The 17840-nt window shown below is 57.8% G+C and carries 11 protein-coding genes; 7 read left to right on the top strand and 4 right to left on the bottom strand.

The window, feature by feature from the left end; translation table 11 throughout:
• Positions 1 to 4: 4 nt before the first annotated feature.
• Genes sctS through AO068_RS01915 form a run of 3 tightly spaced genes read left to right on the top strand, consistent with a single transcriptional unit; the run spans position 5 to position 2142 of the window.
• The gene (gene sctS, locus AO068_RS01925) at positions 5 to 274 is read left to right on the top strand and encodes a type III secretion system export apparatus subunit SctS (protein WP_002553581.1); all 270 of its coding nucleotides are present in this window, start codon (positions 5 to 7) and stop codon (positions 272 to 274) included.
• 6 nt (positions 275 to 280) lie between these two features.
• Positions 281 to 1099 carry a type III secretion system export apparatus subunit SctT gene (sctT, locus tag AO068_RS01920; RefSeq protein WP_004643252.1) on the top strand — a complete coding sequence of 273 codons (819 nt, stop codon included), beginning with the start codon at positions 281 to 283 and terminating at the stop codon, positions 1097 to 1099.
• Complete coding sequence (locus AO068_RS01915; protein ID WP_005733369.1) at positions 1096 to 2142, top strand: EscU/YscU/HrcU family type III secretion system export apparatus switch protein; 1047 nt, start codon at positions 1096 to 1098, stop codon at positions 2140 to 2142. The genes sctT and AO068_RS01915 overlap by 4 nt, the downstream gene beginning before the upstream one ends.
• Positions 2143 to 2158: 16 nt before the next feature.
• Here AO068_RS01915 and AO068_RS01910 read toward each other — a convergent pair whose 3' ends face one another.
• On the bottom strand, positions 2159 to 4993 hold the full coding sequence (locus tag AO068_RS01910; RefSeq protein WP_058407497.1) for an ATP-binding protein: 2835 nt from the start codon (positions 4991 to 4993) through the stop codon (positions 2159 to 2161).
• Between the two features lie 668 nt (positions 4994 to 5661).
• Here AO068_RS01910 and AO068_RS01905 point away from each other — a divergent pair.
• Together AO068_RS01905 and AO068_RS01900 are read left to right on the top strand one after the other, a co-directional pair.
• On the top strand, positions 5662 to 8982 hold the full coding sequence (locus AO068_RS01905) for a type III effector HrpK domain-containing protein (RefSeq protein WP_058407496.1): 3321 nt from the start codon (positions 5662 to 5664) through the stop codon (positions 8980 to 8982).
• 162 nt (positions 8983 to 9144) lie between these two features.
• Positions 9145 to 9918 carry a COG4705 family protein gene (locus tag AO068_RS01900; protein WP_058407495.1) on the top strand — a complete coding sequence of 258 codons (774 nt, stop codon included), beginning with the start codon at positions 9145 to 9147 and terminating at the stop codon, positions 9916 to 9918.
• Here the strand turns inward: AO068_RS01900 and AO068_RS01895 are convergent.
• From AO068_RS01895 to mqo, 3 genes are all read right to left on the bottom strand, one after another.
• Positions 9909 to 10286: a response regulator gene (locus AO068_RS01895; RefSeq protein ID WP_057430892.1), complete on the bottom strand. Its 378-nt coding sequence runs from the start codon at positions 10284 to 10286 to the stop codon at positions 9909 to 9911. The genes AO068_RS01900 and AO068_RS01895 overlap by 10 nt on opposite strands.
• Positions 10283 to 13279 carry an ATP-binding protein gene (locus AO068_RS01890; protein ID WP_058407494.1) on the bottom strand — a complete coding sequence of 999 codons (2997 nt, stop codon included), beginning with the start codon at positions 13277 to 13279 and terminating at the stop codon, positions 10283 to 10285. The genes AO068_RS01895 and AO068_RS01890 overlap by 4 nt, the downstream gene beginning before the upstream one ends.
• 359 nt (positions 13280 to 13638) lie before the next feature.
• Positions 13639 to 15282 (bottom strand): malate dehydrogenase (quinone), encoded by a 1644-nt coding sequence (mqo, locus tag AO068_RS01885; protein WP_058401565.1) that lies wholly within the window; start codon positions 15280 to 15282, stop codon positions 13639 to 13641.
• Between the two features lie 898 nt (positions 15283 to 16180).
• Between mqo and AO068_RS01880 the strand changes: the two genes are divergently transcribed.
• Both AO068_RS01880 and AO068_RS01875 read left to right on the top strand, forming a co-directional pair.
• Positions 16181 to 16852, top strand: coding sequence for a (2Fe-2S)-binding protein (locus tag AO068_RS01880; RefSeq protein WP_058401423.1), 672 nt, complete (start codon positions 16181 to 16183; stop codon positions 16850 to 16852).
• Positions 16852 to 17835 carry an FAD binding domain-containing protein gene (locus AO068_RS01875; protein ID WP_005777643.1) on the top strand — a complete coding sequence of 328 codons (984 nt, stop codon included), beginning with the start codon at positions 16852 to 16854 and terminating at the stop codon, positions 17833 to 17835. The genes AO068_RS01880 and AO068_RS01875 overlap by 1 nt, the downstream gene beginning before the upstream one ends.
• The last annotated feature ends 5 nt before the right edge of the window (positions 17836 to 17840 follow it).

Below are 17840 nucleotides of genomic sequence, written 5' to 3'. Positions count from 1 at the left end.
CGCTGTGGGCCAGGATGTTTTTCTCTCGCTGATGAACAAGGCGCTGATGACTGTCTTGCTGCTCTCCGCTCCGGCGTTGATCGTGGCCATTGTCGTCGGCCTCAGTGTGGGCCTGTTACAGGCACTGACCCAGATCCAGGACCAGACACTGCCGCAAGTGGTCAAGCTGGTAGCGGTATTGCTGGTGATCGTGTTTGTCGGGCCGTTGCTGGCCGGGCAGGTGGCAGAGCTGGGCAATCAGGTGCTGGACAACTTTCCCTTATGGACCCGATGAGTCGTCATGGGCGCTGATCTGACCAATGCGTTCATCGAAATCGCTTATCCGGTGATCAGTTCCGCATCGCTGGCAGCTTCGCGGGCGATGGGTGTGGTGATCATTACCCCGGCATTCAATCGTCTGGGCCTGACCGGCATGATCCGTGGCTGCGTGGCAGTGGCGATTTCGGTGCCGATGATCTTGCCGGTGTTCTCGGCGTTCACTTCTATGCCCGAGCACAGCGGTTTTTTCCTCGCGGGGCTGATGATCAAGGAGTTGCTGATCGGGCTGCTGATCGGCCTGTTGTTCGGCATACCGTTCTGGGCTGCCGAGGTGGCTGGCGAGCTGATCGACCTGCAACGGGGTTCGACTATGGAGCAGCTGGTCGACCCTTTAGGGCAGGGGGAAGCGAGCGTGATGGCCACGTTGCTGACCGTCATGCTCATTACACTGTTTTTCATGTCGGGCGGCTTCATTCTGATGGTTGACGGTTACTACCACAGCTATCAGCTCTGGCCAGTCACCGAGTTCACGCCGTTGTTCAGCAGCGCTGCCCTGACCTCCATTCTGGCCATTCTCGACCAGGTGATGCGCATTGGTGTGCTGATGGTCGCGCCCTTGCTGATTGCGATGCTGATCACTGATCTGATGCTCGCGTACCTGTCGCGCATGGCACCCAGCCTGCATATTTTTGACCTTTCACTGCCGGTCAAGAACCTGTTTTTTGCGGTGTTGATGGTAGTTTATATCGGGTTTCTGATTCCGGTCATGATTGACCAGCTGGCGCAATTTCGAGGAACGGTCGAGGTTCTGAAAACGCTGGCCAGCGAGGGCCCGGGATGAGTGAGTCGAGCGAGGAAAAAAGCCAGCCGGCCTCGGACAAGAAGCTGCGCGACGCTCGCAAGAAGGGGCAGGTTGCCAAGAGCCAGGACCTGGTGTCGGGCATGGTCATCCTGCTGTGTACCTTGTGCATATCGGTGCTGCTGCCCAAGGCACGTGCGCAGGTCGAGGCACTGATAGATCTGACCGCACTGATCTATATCGAGCCGTTTGCAGAGGTCTGGCCACGGCTGCTCGATCACGCCGAGCAGATTGTCATCGGCATTACAGTGCCAGTGGTAGCCGTGACTGTCGGCGCGGTGATCCTGACCAACATCGTGACCATGCGCGGCGTGGTGTTTTCGATCGAGCCGATTCAGCCGGATATCAAACGTATCAACCCGACCGAGGGTTTCAAGCGCATTTTCGCCATGCGCAACCTGATCGAGTTTTTGAAGGGACTGGTCAAGGTTGTGTTACTGGCACTGGCATTCTACGTCGTCGGCCGCCAGGCGCTTCAGGCCCTGATGGAGTCATCGCGATGCGGCGAGGGCTGTATCGAGTCGACGTTCTATCTGGTCCTCAAACCACTGGTATTCACCGTGCTTGCAGCGTTTCTGCTGGTCGGCGCGGTAGACGTGCTGATGCAACGCTGGCTGTTCGGCCGTGAAATGAAAATGAGCCATAGCGAGCAGAAACGCGAGCGCAAAGATATTGATGGCGACCCCATGATCAAGCGCGAACGCCAGCGTCAGCGTCGCGAAATGCAGGCACTGGCCACAAAGCTTGGGTTGGGGCGCGCCTCCTTGATGATTGGCGACAGCGGAGGTTGGGTGGTGGGCGTACGCTATGTGCGCGGTGAGACACCGGTGCCGATAGTGGTCTGTCGTGCCTCGTCACAGGATTCGAGCACCTTGCTGGCAGAGGCCTTGTCGCTGGGCATTGCCCGCTGGCCCGACGCAAGTCTCGCCGAAATGATCGCCCGGCGCAGCGTAGCTGGTGATCCGGTGCCGGAAAATACGTTTCAGGCAGTGGCCGATGCGCTGGTGGCGCAGCGGCTGATCTGACGCCTGACGCGGTGTTTCAATGCACCGCCGGGCAATGGCGAGGGGCTGGTGTACCGGGCGCGATTTTCAGGCGGTTGAGGTCGGCGTTGATGCGCCACGCCCAGAAATGTGTACCGTCCTGCCGAGCGATGTCCAGCGCCTGGGTCAGCATCTTGCGTACCTCTTCCAGCGCATGAGTGTGTGGCTGACTGAGCATCAGCTGTGCCTTGACTCTCATGATCTCCGGCAAATACCAACGATCATGGTCTTCAACAGCGTTGATGTGAATTTCATCCAGCGTTTCCAGCGCAAGGGGTTCAAGCCGCAGTGCGGCCAGACCTGATACGTACTCGGTGTGCAGCATCGAACACAGCGGCGTTTCCACATGGTTGCGCAGCTGTTGAAGGGCTTCTCCCAGCAATGGCACGCCTGCTGCCGGGTTGCCTTCACGGATCAGCAGGATACTCTCGTAGCAACTGGTCAACTGACGCCAGATATGCAGCGGTTGCCGTTCGCTGCTTTTTTTAAGCACATCCAGAAAGTGACGTGTCTTGTGCAGCGTGCCTGCAATCAGCGTTGCGGGTATCGCACTGATGGCCAGGGTATACCAGAGCGTCGCGGGGTGACTCAGGGCAATGGCCTGCTTCACGTTGGTGTCCAGGGCAACCATCGCCTGGCCGGTATTGCCAACCAGCAACTGTACCTGGGCACGCAATGATTGTGCGGCAATTCGCTGGTCGAAATGCATGTCGATGATATGTGACGAAGCAGACCTTGAAGCGCCCAGAGCTTCTTCGATCGCCTGCCCGGCGGTTTTCATATCGCCCATGTAAAACGCGCTGGTGGCGCGCATTCGCCTGCCCAGCAACTGGCAGTCGGCGATTCGGTAATCCTTGCCCAGCGCGAGGAATCGCAAGGCTACCTCTTGAGCCTCGCGGTGCCTGTTGCTACAGGTGTGGTCGTTCCATTGGCCCCACAAAGCGCGCAGGCGATACTCGGAGTCGTTGAGCACTTCGGCATCCTCACTGACCTGTTGCCAGACCTCGCGCATTTTCTGCCCTGCACCGTAGGTAAGCATCAAAATACTGCCGGACATGGTCAACAAGCGCATACGCTGACGACGATCCATCTGCGCCTTTTCTTCGACGTGACGCGGTATGCCGAGGCTGACCCAGTCCTGGTACTCGCGCACCAGCGACAGCCTGAGCCACAGGGGTGAGCTGCTCAGGGTCAGTTCTACACCAAGTTGTCGATCACCCGCGGCCGAAAAGGCCCAGGTCAGTGCTGCGCGAATGGTGTCGATCTCTGCGGCGTAGCGTTGGGTCCAGACGTCTTGTGTCAGCTGATCGAGATCGAGTCTGGCCTGGTTGAGCAGGCGCAGTGCCCACTGGGCGTGGGCGCGGCACAAACGCGGTACATCATCGAGCTGAACGAGCTTGTCATGAGCATACAGACGCGTGGTTTCCAACAGTCGAAAGCGCTTGCCCTGGCTGTGGTCAAAGGTTCCGAGCAGGGATTTTTCGAGCAGGCTTTCCAGCATCGGTAGCGTCATGCGTACATCTGGCAAGCCGATATTGACGATTGCCATGACGCCATCAAGCGTGAATGAGCCATTGAAAATGGACAGTTGACGCAGGAGTGCCTGCTCGTGCCCGGTGAGCATGCCGTAGGTCCAGTCCAGCGTGGCGCTTAGCGAACGCTGACGCGGTAACGCGGTGCGCAGTCCGGTCATCTGCAAGCGAAAACTGCCGTCCAGCAGCCCGACCAGATCGGCAATGCCGAATGTCCTGACGCGTGCAGCGGCCAGCTCGATTGCCAACGGATTGCCGTCCAGTTTGCGGCAGATGGCTGCGACCGCTCCGGTATCGCTGTCAGTCAACACAAATGCGGGGTCCTGCTCTCGGGCACGTGTGACAAACAGTTCCACACCCGAGTAGGCAATGGCAGTCTCGGCGCTGATAGTCTGGTTTTCGTCCGGTACTTGCAGGGGGCTGAGTTCATGCACCCATTCGCCTTGTACGCGTAAGGGCTCACGGCTGGTGACCACTACGCAGCACAGTGGGGCATTGGCCAATAATGCTTCTACGGCAGAGGCGGTTTCATCAAGTACATGCTCGCAGTTGTCCAGTACCAGCAATTGCGGCCGCTTTGCCAGTGAGGGCGGGATGTCACGCAGCGGCTGTTCGTTTTCAGTGCTTAAACCCAGGGCGAAGGCAATCCTGCCCACGACAGGCTGAGCGCAGCTGACCGGTGTCAGGTCGACGAACGCCGTGCTCAACGAGGCATGTGCAGCCAGGCTATCAGCCAGCGCCAGCGCCACGGTGGTCTTGCCCACGCCGCCAGGACCGGTCAAGGTCAGCAAGCGACGCTCCAGCGTCAGTTCATGCAGCTGCCGGATCAGCGCGTCACGGCCTAGCACCTGGCGCTTTATCGCCGGTGCCGCAGCAAATGTGTCCTTTGCAGGTGTAGGTGCAGGTAGTGCAGGAGCGGTTGCTGGTTGCACGCTCACCGGTGCGCTGAATCGATAACCCCTGCCTGGCACGGTGACGATATAAGTGAAACCGTCCTGCTCTTCCAGCGCTCTGCGCAACGTCACGATCTGCGCGCGCAGGTTGCATTCTTCCACCACTGCCTTTGGCCAGGCCAGTGCCAGCAATTCGGCCTTTTCCAGCAGTTCGCCGGGGCGTGTTGCGAATGCCACCAGCAGAGACATGGCGCGACTGCCCAGCGGTACCGGCTGCGAGTGCCTGAACAACAGCTGCTGCTGCGGGTGCAGCACAAAAGAGCCGAAGCGGATAGCTTCCTGCCCCTGGAGAGCGTCACGTGTTCTGATATCGACCGTTGTACCCGGGCCGCCTGTTTCAAAATCCATGCTTAGACCTGTATCAGAAGTAACAGCCGTGCTACCGCACCTTGCAGGAGCATGAGGTATTGATCTGTAAACGGTTTTTTTGATCTGCTTACATCCCGTAACGTCAGCTCGGTGAGCTTGACGCGCCTGTTCGGGTGGGACGCTGAATCTTAATTAGCTGATGTGACCGTTTAGTTAGCCATGCATAAACCACGCCCGTAGTAATGGACACCATTTGCCGGTCAACCCGAGTACCGTCTGTCGACTGAGCGATAATTTTCTACAACCCTCATAAAGCGTCTCGGTGAGTTCGACGACTTCGGGCCCTGGACGGTTGAGATATTCACGCGAAAAACCGGAAATGTGCTGTATTGACCGTGCCTTCAAGGCTGTATGACTTGTCAGGGTGTCATCAGAAGTAAACCGTCTTGTTACCCGTAACGCGTTGCGTAATGAGGGCGCTGAGATAACTGTTCGAGGTAACTTTCCGGTCTGTGTCATCCCTTCTTAACGCAAGTTCGATTTAATCGCGTGTGATAGCGGATGCCTGGTCTTTGATCAGGTCCCGTGCCTCTGCCTTTTAGTCAGGCCCAGCTCGCACCAGTCTGACTCATGGCGCAGCTCGCTCTTTTGCGCGGGCAGCAGTTGTCGCTGTGATTTTTCTGGTGACCAATGGAAGGATAAAGACAATGACCTCCGTCAGCAAAATCACCACTGAAAAGCCAAAAGACCCGGTAGACGCCAAGGCCTGGGAGCAGGCCGTGCAGCAGTCCAGGGATGCCGGTATCCAGTGGGAGTTACCTTCAGATGACAAGCGCTCTGCACAGGAAATCATTGATGACAACCCGTTGCTCAAAAGTCTGGGCGGACGAGGCGACCGTGGCGAAGCCAAAGAGAACCTGATCGCTCAGGTGGGCGATTACACCAAGGATTCGAGCGCCGCATTCCGGGCTGTGCAACTGCTTGAACACATTGAGACCTTTGACGCCAATGGTAACCGTCTGGCCAGCAACGACATCGGCAATAATCGCATCGACGGGTATACCAGCAGCAGCGACGCGAAGCATGGCAGCGAAGCTGGTCGTTTGAAGGATTTCGGCAAGTTCGGTTTTTCCAGTCTGAAAGGCAAACTGCATGAGGTGCGATCCCCGGCTGACGACCCTGCCATCCGTGAGCAGGCCGAGAAACTGGGCATTCAGTGGGAGCGACCGAAAGGTGACGAGCGCGACGCGCAGGCCATAATCGACAGCGACCCGTTGTTGAAAAATCTGGGTAACCAGAGTGACGTCAAGGACATGCTCAAGGAGCAGGTCGGCGATTTCGAGCGCGATGCCGACGCAGCCTATCGCGCGACCCAGGTGCTGGCTCACATCGAACAGTTCGATGGCAACGGCGTGCGGATTGTCGGTAGCGATGTAGCGAACGGTAGCATTAACGGTTTCACCAAGAGTGGCGAGGCGAAGAACGGTACTGAAGCCGGTCGCCTGCAGGACTTTGGCAAGGACGGGTTTGCAAGCCTCAAGGGCGAGATGACCAATGTGTCATCAGCGGGTGACAACAAGGAAGCACGTGAACAGGCCGAGAAACTCGGTTTTTTGTGGGAGTTGCCCAAGGATGACAAGCGTTCGGCCGAAGAGATCATCGACGCTAATCCGTTGTTGAAGAATCTGGGCAACCAGAGCGGCGTCAAGGACATGCTCAAGGAGCGGGTAGGCGATTTCGAAAAAGATGCCAATGCCGCGTTTCGTGCGGCCCAGGTGCTTGACCGGGTGACCCTGTACAACGAGAAGGGCGAGGCTCAGTCAGGTGGCCAGGTGTTCAACAGCAGCATTGATGGCTTCACCAAGGGCGCCGAGGCAAAGCATGGCACCGAGGCCGGACGGTTGCAGGATTTTGGCAAGCTTGGCTTCGCCGCGCTGCCCGAGCTGAAAAAGACCGAGGAGATCGGTAGTTACAAGGACTTTCTCAAGGCCAACCCTGACGCCGATGAGGCTTCAAAGCAGATCGCCAGATATGCGGCGATCATCGACGAAAATTATGACGCGATCAAAGGCAAGACCGGCTCTTCGGATTTCAACGCTGAAGCACTGACAGCCTACAAAGAGAAAAACCCTCAGTTGAGTGATGAGGTCAAGGAAGCGTTGGACTTCTGGTCGCAACCCGGTGCCTTTGCGTTGCTCGACAATGCGAAGAGTCCCCTGGAGCAGGGCACAGATGGCAAGGCCAGCCGCGGTGACATTCAGGCCTTCATCAAGACGGCTTCGCCGAAGGACGTCGGGGCGGTAGGTACATTGCTGGAAGCCGTTGCCGAAGGCAATCTGCTGGCCAAGGTCAACACCGACCCGCTCAACAAGGATGTGTTCGATAACCCGCAAAATTACAGCGCAGAGCAGAAGGCTGCGGTACTTCAGGAACTCAAGGCTGCACAGAGTCTGATCGTGCAGGGCAGCGGTGCCGGGATGTGGAAGGACGACAAATCCCAGGTCCAGATCGCCAACAATGTACGCAGTCATCCCGATGCGCAGAAGCTGCTCGATGATGTCAACAAACATGTAGCGATGCTTGAAAAGGATGCCGCAGTAGTCAAGTTCTATAACGAGAATGCCACCAGCGAGGCAAGCAAGGTGCTGGAGGGCAGCGACGGGCTCAAGCGCGCGCTGCAAAGTACTTACGACAACGATATCAAGACCGGTGCTGCGCTGGACAAGCTGTGGGACGCCAATACCAAGGATGGCAAGACCGACCAGCAGACAGCGCTTGCTCAGTTCTACAGCTCGGCGCAAAGCGTTCAGGGTGCGCTGGGTTTCAGCAAACCGGGCGAAATTCAGGAAGCAGTGCAGAAATCCTCGCATAACAAGGATTTCGAGGCCTTCTATGAAAAATCGCTGGTGTCCGGTGAGCGCCTCAAAGAGCTGTTGAAAACTGAAAGCTTTGAAGTGGCGACCAGCCAGTTCAGCATGGAAGTGGCGATGTACAACGCCGCGCTGAACCCAGAGTTCACGGGTAAATACGACGACAAGCTGACAGAGAACTATACCGCGATTGCTCAGGAGAACGTCTTCAACGATGCCAGCTTCGAGGACCTGAAAAAAGCGTTCGGCAAGGAAGGCAGTGAAGCGCTGGATGAGGAGAAGGTCAAGGCACTGATCGACGAGATCAGCAAGAGCAACCCCGAACTGCTGATGAATGCCGATGGCAAACCCGCTACGTCTGACCAGATTCTTGGCGTTTTCAGGGGCAATTGGGATTTGCTGCGTCAGGGCACCAAGTCCATTTCCGAGCTGGGCCTGTTCAGCGATAACTCGTCGATAAAGGCCGCTTCCGGTGCCGGAGTCCTGCATGGTGTCAGCGGCCTGTTCATGGCCGGTATCACCATCGCCAAAGGCGCAAATGGCGCGGGGGCCCTGACTGATCGGCAAATCGTCGACATCACTACCGGTTCGGTACAAAGCGCAACGTTGCTGGTCGAGGGCGGCATCAAGAACGTCACGACCATGTTCAAGGACATCAAGGACGTACTGGAGCCGGACGTTTACAAGGATATCACGACTAACCTGTCGAAACTGGAAAACGCTGCGAAGGGGCTCGGTGGGCTTGCCGGTGTGGCTGCGGGTGCTTACGGCATCTTTGATGGAGTGAAGTCGATCAGAAGAGGCGAGCTGGTTGCCGGTGGCATGAGCATCACTGCCGGATCTCTCGGCGCTATGGCAGGTCTGGCATCTGCAGCTGAAGGCGCTGCGGGCGTTCTGCAACTGACGGGCAGCGTGGTCCGTGCCTTGCCGCTGCTCGCTGGCAGCCTTGGTATTGCCGCAGCCGGCGTGGGCGCTCTGGCGTTGCTGATTCCCGGTCTGATCGAGGAGGGCAAGCAGGAAACGCGCGTTGACCGCTTCTCCGATCACCTCAGGGACTACCTGACCCAGTACGAGATCGACGGCGTCGAGAACGGCGACATCTATGATGTGCCGGACAGCGAGTGGCCGGGCCCAGAGGAAACCACGATCGCTTCGTGATGTGAACAGGCTGGGGCAACCCGGCCTGTTTTTTATGCGAATCCCTGCCTGCTTCAATCAGTTTTTCATTTCGGCCTCACACATTTCAAACATCTGGAGCCTGATCATGGCGACATTCGCGCTCTGCGAAACACGCCTCCATTGATCATCCAGGTAGACACAATGAACAAACTGCCCCAGATAACCCTGGCGTTCTGGATCATGAAGATCTGCGCGACCACACTTGGCGAAACGGCGGGCGACTTATTGTCGATGACGCTTGATGTCGGGTATGCGATCAGCTCTCTGATACTGATAAGCCTGTTTGTAGCCACGCTCGTGACACAGCTTGCCGCAAAACGTTATCACCCGATGCTTTACTGGTTGGTCATTCTTTCCACCAGTACCGCAGGCACCACGATGTCGGACTTCATGGACCGGACACTCGGGCTTGGCTACGCAACGGGTTCTGCAATCCTGATTACCCTGCTGATGGCCATTTTTTGCGCGTGGTATGTCAGCGAGAAATCGTTGTCGGTAGACAGAGTCTCGACGCTGAAAGGTGAGCTTTTTTACTGGTTCGCGATTCTCATCTCCAACACGCTGGGCACAGCGCTCGGCGATTACCTGGCCGACGACTCGGGGCTCGGCTTTGCCGGAGGTGCGGTGCTGATCGGTTCTGCGATAGCGTTGGTCGTTGTCCTGCATTTCACCACCAGACTGTCCTCGATCATGCTTTTCTGGATCGCCTTTGTGTTGACGAGGCCATTCGGGGCGACGTTGGGCGATGTGCTGACCAAGCCCTACGAGAAGGGCGGACTGGATTTCGGCACGGTAGGGTCGTCCGCCGTGTTGCTCGCGGTGTTGCTGGTGCTGGTGGTGGCGGCGACTTACCGCGAGCGTAAACCTTCGCCAGCCGATAACAGGCTGATTGAGAGCGGACCTGGTCAGGCCTGAAGCAGTTCGCTCAAGGCCTCATTCAACTGCTCTGCACTGAACGGTTTGGCGACGCAGCGCCGGTCAACCCATACCTCGGGAATGCCCAGTCGCCCATACCCTGAGCAAAACATGAAAGGTATGCCGCGATGGGCAATGGCCGCTGCGATCGGGAATGAGTTACCGCCGATGATATTAATATCCAGAATGGCCAGGTCGTAGTCGCCGTTGCGCGCGTATTCAATGCCTTCGCCAAGCGAACTGGCGTGGTAAGCGGTAGCGAACCCCAGGTCCTCAAGCATCATTTCCATGAGCATTGCGAGCATTGTTTCGTCCTCGACCAGCAGCACTTTGGGGAGCGAGGTCTGGTCGTCTGATTCTGAACTCATAAGCTGCTTTCCGGTTTGTCTGGCCACGGGATCAGCATCGACCAGATGATGCCTGTGCCGGCGAACCGAATGTCGGCCTTGCCTTTGAGTTCCCGCTCGATACTGCGGCGTATCAAGCGAAAGCCAAAGCCCTTCACTGTGCTTGCGGCAACGGGCGCGCCGCCCGTTTCCTTCCATTCAATCTTCAGCGTAGGAGGGTTGTGCCCGGCATTCAGGGTGGAGCTCACCGTCACCTGGCCTGCCGCTGATGAAAGTGCACCATGCTGCACCGCGTTAGTCATCAGTTCGTGCAGAACCATTGAGAGCGTCAATGAAAAACGCGGCTCCAGAGTGACCGGATCGCCTGTGAAGCTGATCTTGTACGTCCCTGCGTTTACCGCTTGAAGCTGCTCGATCAGGTCGACCAGTTCCGTGGATATCCACTCTGCCCGCGCCAGGGCATCATGCGCCTGGCTCAGTGCAAACAGACGTGCATCGAAGCTTTTGCGAAAGGACTCCAGTGAGGCAGAGCTGTTGACCGTGAGAGAGGCGATGGCCTGAACGGTTGCCAAGGTGTTTTTGACCCGATGGTTCAGTTCGTTCAGCAGCCCCGCGCGGGTCAGGCGATCTTCCAGTTGCTGGCGCTCCAGTTTGCTGGAGATCGATTGCGCCAGTCGATAAGTCGTGCCGCTCTGTTTTAAAAACGTCGCCTCACCAACGATATCCTGACCCTGATGCATAGGCAGCGTGAAAGAAAACACACTTCCCGAATCGAGTGAGCTTTCGGCCCACAAGCGCCCACCGTGGGCGGTAATAATACCCTGACATATATAAAGACCCAGGCCGTTGCCTCGCGGGTTGCCTTCCTTGACAGACCAATAGCGCTGGAAAATATAGGGCAAGTGTTCCGCCGGGATACCTATCCCGTCATCACTGACCTTGAACAGGACTTCATTTTCACTGGCGACCGCATCGATGTTGATTCGGCCACCTTTGGGGGTGAACTTGATGGCGTTGCCGACCAGATTGGAAAGCACCTGAAAGATTCGCTCCGGATCCGCATTGATGACCAGGCCCTGCGCGGCGGTGCAATTGAGCTCGATATTCTTTTCAGTGGTCAGCATGACCAGAAGGCTGCACGCCTCTTCAAGCAGGCTGGTGACACCCAGCGGCAAGCGCGAAAGCTGATAACGGCCCGCTTCTATCTGTGCGGTATCGAGCAAGTCTTCAAGAAGACTGTTCATGCGGGTTGTCGCTTTCTCGATGGTGCCCAGTGCGCGTCGGATGTTGCGGTTTTCAGCGTGCGTATCGCCGACTGCCCATCGCTGCATCATGCCGCACTGCATGATGATGATCGACATCGGGTTGCGCAGGTCATGGGACACCACCGCGACCAGTTCATCGCGCAAACGCACCGCCTCCTTTTCGCGCTGGACCTGGCGCTCGAGGTCGTTCTCCAGGGCTGAGCGGCGGATGTCTTCGGCACCATAAAGATCGCCCCGCGACCAGGGGCTGGCGATGCCTGTTACCTGCTGTTCCCATACGTCGAAAGACTGTCTTGGGTGCAGGCGATGGGGGGCGGAGCCCTCCGGGCTGGTACTCACATGATGGGCCGGGTTACCGCTCCAGTTCATTGTCGAGGTGAGTTGGGCACGAAACCACATGACCGCGTTATCAATCGGCTTGGGCAATGTAAAGGCTATGACGCCGCTCGCGACGTCTCTATAGGCGGCGCTTTCGGGATACTCCTTGTGCATGGCGTTGGTATGAAAAACGCCCAGCCCCTGCAAACCTGTCGCGCGCTGCGCCGACTGCTGGCGTGCCAGGCCTGTGTCCCGAATCCAGAGGTACAGCGCGTGCACCTGCTCGGTGGCAGGGCACACGCCGAACAGGTGAACCCGGTCGTCAATCAGAACCGCGGCGCCGTCTGCCAGCGTCAAGGACTGAAGCAGCTCGGGTCGGCTCACCAGCCCGTCGAGGATGTCATGGTCGGCACGACTCATTGCATCTGCCAGTTGCCCGAGCAGGGCAACTTTCTCTTCCCGTTCGCGCCGGATATCCGTTGCGACAATTGCGGAAATTTTCACCGACAACAGTTGCCCGATCATTGCACAGGCATCGCGCAGCTCTCTGGACACCAGCAGCGGTTCAGGATGCCCGCAGGCGATAAGACCCCAAAGTTCGCCGCCGTCCAGCAGCGAGATGCTCATCGATGAGCGCACGCCCATGTTCTTGAGGTATTCGCAGTGAACAGGGGACACGCTGCGCAGCGTCGAGAAGCCCAGATCGAGTGGCTGGCCTGTTGCGGGTCGCAGTGTCGGTATCAGGGGGACCGGAACGTAGGTTGCATCCGGAATCACCCGAATCCAGTTCAGACGATACAGCTCTCGCGCCTGGGCAGGAATATCCGAGCCTTGGAAGTTCAAACCACTGTAACTGGGCAGCAGCCCGGTCAACGCCTGGGCAACGACTTTGCCATGCCCCTCGGGCTCGAACCGGTAAATCATCACCCGGTCATAACCGGTAAGTGCCTGAATCTCGTGAACACTGATATCGAACAGCGTTTCCAGCGTGGTCGCTGCCTGCAGGTTGCGCAACACACGGGTAATGATTCTGGACTGTTCGTGGCCGGCTTCGACGAAGGGTTCCAGTTCAATAATCAGCACGTCATCGGTACGGTGCAGCGAAGCACTGTAGTGAGCGCTTCCCAGCGTCAGTCGTATCGGATCAATGTGTGGAGCAGCAGGGTGGTGGTACGCATTTTCGATAATCGTCGCCTGCTCGGGCGATAACAGCAATGACAGGGGCCTGCCCAGCAACGCGTCGCTGTCCAGCCCAAGCTCATTTGCGCAATTGGCGCTGACTTGTTCGATACACAGCGGGTTGCCTGCAACGCTCAGCAACACGCCATGAGGCTGGATTGCGCCGGGCACCCGAATCGGTTCACGGGCACACTCGGCAAGCGCGGCTTCAAGCGCTGCATCTGGGCCTGTAGCCAGCATGGGCTCGATCATTTGCGTGAACTCCATAGGGTATTTCAACCGGAAACAGCCTGCCGCTGCCTTGGTACGACATGCAGTCGTTAAGCACAAAGAGCGATTCGGATAGTTTTTGTCAGCCGCGACAAAACTTTGAGCGACCAACAGCCCGGATGGACAGCGCAAGAAAATGCGAGGTTGCCGCGAAGGTGCGGCGTGGAGACCTGGATAATACAGCTCTGCTGATGCAAGCCAGAGAGTGAAGGAGGTGTGCCACCATAACAGGTGCCAAGAGGACGCGTGGCTTTAACTGTTTTTTCGGCCAGAAGGCGCCAATTACAAAAAAGCCCCGCCAGACATTGTCTGGCGGGGCTTTGCTTCAAGCTGTGAAAGCCTTAGAGCGCCATGTCACTGGCTGGATTGCTTTTCGCTGGCTGGGCAGCAGGTGCAGGTGTTGGAGCATTACCTGTCTTGTTCACCGGCGGCGGTGGAGTCAGCTGCAGGACTTCGGCTGTGTAAGCCCATTCCTCGGCAACGCGATCCGGGTTGTTGTTCAGCTTGGTGCCGTAGCTAGGCACGATCTGGTGCAGTTTTGCCTGCCATTCCGGAGTCGCTACCTTGTCCTTGAAGACTTTCTCAAGCACGCCCAGCATGATCGGCGCTGCAGTCGAAGCACCTGGCGATGCGCCCAGCAGACCGGCGATGGAGCCGTCCTTGGAAGCAACGATTTCGGTACCCAGCTTCAGAACGCCGCCTTTTTCTTCGTCACGCTTGATGATCTGTACGCGCTGACCGGCTTGCATCAGGCGCCAGTCTTCTTTCTTGGCGTTCGGGAAGTACTGCTGCAGGGCAGCGAAGCGATCGTCGTCAGACATCATCACCTGACCGGCGAGGTATTCGATCAGCGGGTACTGTTCGATACCAACGCGAGTCATCGGCCACACGTTATGCGTGGTGGTGCTGGTCAGCAGGTCGAAGTAGGAGCCGTTTTTCAGGAACTTGGTCGAGAAGGTCGCGAATGGGCCAAACAGGATTACGCGCTTGCCATCCAGAACACGGGTGTCCAGGTGCGGAACCGACATGGGTGGCGCGCCAGTCGACGCGATACCGTAGGCCTTGCCCATGTGCTGCATGGCCAGAGTCTGGTTGTCGGTGACAAGCCACGAACCGCCGACCGGGAAGCCGCCGTATTCCTTGGCTTCAGGAATACCGGATTCCTGCAGCAGGTGCAGGGCAGCACCGCCAGCGCCGATGAACAGGAACTTGGTGTCGGTCTCGGTAACAGTACCGTCTTTCAGGTTCTTGTACTTGACGCGCCAGGTGCCGTCGTCGTTGTGATTGATGTCTTCGACTTCGCTCGACAACTGCAGATTGAAATTCTGCTTGGCTTTCAGATTGGCGACGAACTGGCGGGTGATCTCGCCGAAGTTGACGTCGGTGCCGATCGGGCTCCAGGTCACGGCCAGCTTCTGCGCCGGGTCACGACCTTCCATCATCAATGGAACCCACTTCTTGATCTGCTCGTGGTCTTCGGAGTACTGCATGCCGCTGAACAGCGGGCTGGCCTGCAATGCTGCGTAACGCTTGCGCAGGAACTGGATGTTGTTGTCGCCCCACACAAAGCTCATGTGCGGCGTGGAGTTGATGAACGAACGCGGGTTCTTCAGAACGCCGGTCTTGACCTGCCACGACCAGAACTGACGGGAAATCTGGAACGCTTCGTTGATCTCGATGGCCTTGGAGATGTCAACGTTGCCGTTCTTGTCTTCCGGGGTGTAGTTCAGCTCGGCCAGGGCCGAGTGGCCGGTACCAGCGTTGTTCCAGCCGTTGGAGCTTTCTTCGGCCACGCCATCGAGGCGCTCGACCATTTCCATCGACCAGCTCGGCTCCAGCTCGTTGAGCCAGACCGCAAGCGTTGCACTCATGATGCCGCCGCCGACGAGCAATACGTCGACTTTCTTGGTTTCAGCCGCCTGCACGGGCATCAGGCCCATGGAAATGGCCAGACCCAGCAGGGCCGTGTTCACTTTTTTAAACATTCTGTCATCCATCTGATAAACGCCATCCGCCGACTACTCCTGAAGAAACGGCCTGTCACATGCATCGAAGCCTGCGACAAACGCTCGCACCCACAGGGACTAGAGGTGGACATACAAGGCCAATATAATACCGCTCGAGACCTCAATTTATGTCCTGCTGCGCTGACTTCTTATCATCATTGGATTCAGCGTCATGAGTGACATTTGCTCTGTTGGTGTGCGGCGGCGCCCGGGAATGTTCTCCCTTCGGCACCCTCCATAAAACACACCCGGTCAGCCTGTTCACGGAGTCTGAGACGCCGCATCGGGGCATGAAGGCACGCCTGATGTGCAATTTAATGCACGCGTGCCGCGACATTCCCAAGGTGGCATACCGGCAAAGACGCGGCATTTTCGCATAATGTGCACCTCGGTTGCGAGATGCCATCATCAAATCGGGCGCGAATGCCTTGATTTAGACGCTTCGCAGCCTGCCCCCCCTCTATATCGTCGTTTATGCGCGGGTCTTTAGCCGCTTGCCAGAATGTGGCAATCCGCTGGTCTTACCCCGTCGCCCACATACATTTTTACCTGCCGCACTGCATTCATGAGCCAGTTTCACAAGGGTTTGTGGATTTGCCTGGCTAATCAGCATCCCGACCACCTGCTAGTGTCAATACACGGCTGTGGTGTGTGGTGGCTGCAATCTCCGGATACAGACGCCCGTCAAACAGTTGGAACTTTACCTGCGCTGGCCAGTTAAACACTTAACCGGTGATAGCGTTTTGGCTCTGATCACCCATGAAAGCCCGATGAAAGATCAAGGCAGCACGCCGTGAGCAGGAGTACGCCCAGGCCGCTGACCAGACAATAACGCCCGTCGCTTTACAGCAGCGTCGGCTATTACCGAGTGACCCTGATGAGTGAGCCCAAGAAGCACAAGGATTCTGCTGTGGACAGCAGTGCCGTGCAGCCTTCGCGCCGCAACTTTTTGAAGTTCGGTGCTTCCGGCATTGCTGCGGCCACGCTGTCTACCTGGATACCCGCCGACGGCATGCTGCAGGCAGCCCCGGTGGCTCCTGTAGTCGAAGACAGTGACGCGCCCGCAGCGGGCGAGCAGCGCATCCAGTTGAAGGTCAATGGCCAGGTTCATACCCTGAACGTTCCGGCCAACGCCGTTCTGCTCGACGTGCTGCGTGACCGCCTGCAACTGACGGGCACCAAAAAAGGCTGCGACCATGGCCAGTGCGGTGCTTGCACGCTGTTGGTCAATGGCGTGGCGATCAATTCCTGCTTGTCCATTGCCGTCCAGCATCAGGGCGACAGCATCACCACCATCGAAGGCCTGGCCGAGAACGGCAAGCTGCACCCGGTACAGGAAGCCTTCTGGGAACACGATGCCTATCAATGCGGTTATTGCACGTCTGGACAGATAATGAGCGCGGTCGCGATTCTCCAGGACCCGAACATCCCTTCCGATGACGCCAGCGTCAGAGAAGCCATGAGCGGCAATATCTGCCGCTGCGGTGCCTACAAGAACATTCTCTCGGCCGTGCAGTCTGCGCGTTCGAAGATGGGAGGAGCTGCCTGATGCGAACGTTCGATTACGCTCGGGCTGCATCGCCCGCGCAGGCATTCAGCACTGCGTCGGGTGAGGGGCAGCGCTTCTATCTGGCAGGCGGCACCACGTTGCTTGATCTGGTCAAGCTGGATGTGATGCAACCGCAGCAACTGGTGGACATCAATCATCTGGCGTTGAAACAGGTCGAGTCGCTGCCCGATGGGCGTCTGCGCATCGGCGCGCTGGTGAGCAACACTGATCTGGCCAGGCATCCACTGGTGCAGCAGCGCTATCCGGTGTTGTCTGAAGCGATTCTGGCAGGTGCTTCGACCCAGTTGCGCAATAAGGCCACCACCGCTGGCAATGTCATGCAGCGGGTGCGCTGCCCATATTTCCGCGATGGTATTTCAGCCTGCAACAAGCGCCAGCCGGGCTCCGGTTGTGCAGCTATCGGCGGCATGAACCGCAGTGTGCATGCGGTGCTGGGTACCAGCGATCACTGCATTGCAACGCATCCTTCGGACATGTGCGTCGGCATGGCGGCCATCGGCGGGCAGGTAACCGTTCAGGGGGCCAATGGCTCGCGAGATATTCCTTTTGCCGACTTTCATCTGCTGCCCGGTGATACGCCGCAGCGTGAAACTGCGCTGGCGGCCCACGAGCTGATCACCCACGTGACGCTGGATGCACCGCTGGCAGGTGGTCGTTCTTCTTATCTCAAGCTGCGCGACCGTACCTCTTACCAGTTTGCCCTGGCGTCCAGTGCAGTGATTCTGGTGATGGACGGCAAGCGAATCACCGATGCGCGTATCGCGCTGGGTGGCGTGGGTACCAAGCCGTGGCGGGCCGTGGAGGCTGAACGTGCACTGATCGGTCAGCGTGCCGACATGGACACCTTTGCGCGGGTCGCAGCGCTGGCCATGAAGGGCTCACGGGCCTATGAACATAACGCCTTCAAGATCCCGCTGGGTCAGCAGGTCATCGTCCGCAATCTTCGTGACCTCACGGCGTAGGAATC

This window comes from Pseudomonas sp. ICMP 3272 (assembly GCF_001466905.1).
Classification (GTDB): Bacteria; Pseudomonadota; Gammaproteobacteria; order Pseudomonadales; family Pseudomonadaceae; genus Aquipseudomonas; species Aquipseudomonas amygdali.
Note: the sequence above shows the minus strand (reverse complement) of the source record. Positions and strands in the feature narration are given on the sequence as shown.

Bases quoted from the DNA above. Each gene is read 5' to 3' on its own strand.
- AO068_RS01915 (WP_005733369.1), top strand. From the start codon at position 1,096: ATGAGTGAGTCGAGCGAGGAAAAAAGCCAGCCGGCCTCGGACAAGAAG.
- AO068_RS01890 (WP_058407494.1), bottom strand. From the start codon at position 13,279: ATGATCGAGCCCATGCTGGCTACAGGCCCAGATGCAGCGCTTGAAGCC.
- AO068_RS01900 (WP_058407495.1), top strand. From the start codon at position 9,145: ATGAACAAACTGCCCCAGATAACCCTGGCGTTCTGGATCATGAAGATC.
- AO068_RS01895 (WP_057430892.1), bottom strand. From the start codon at position 10,286: ATGAGTTCAGAATCAGACGACCAGACCTCGCTCCCCAAAGTGCTGCTG.
- AO068_RS01910 (WP_058407497.1), bottom strand. From the start codon at position 4,993: ATGGATTTTGAAACAGGCGGCCCGGGTACAACGGTCGATATCAGAACA.
- AO068_RS01905 (WP_058407496.1), top strand. From the start codon at position 5,662: ATGACCTCCGTCAGCAAAATCACCACTGAAAAGCCAAAAGACCCGGTA.
- AO068_RS01875 (WP_005777643.1), top strand. From the start codon at position 16,852: ATGCGAACGTTCGATTACGCTCGGGCTGCATCGCCCGCGCAGGCATTC.
- sctT (WP_004643252.1), top strand. From the start codon at position 281: ATGGGCGCTGATCTGACCAATGCGTTCATCGAAATCGCTTATCCGGTG.
- AO068_RS01880 (WP_058401423.1), top strand. From the start codon at position 16,181: ATGAGTGAGCCCAAGAAGCACAAGGATTCTGCTGTGGACAGCAGTGCC.
- mqo (WP_058401565.1), bottom strand. From the start codon at position 15,282: ATGTTTAAAAAAGTGAACACGGCCCTGCTGGGTCTGGCCATTTCCATG.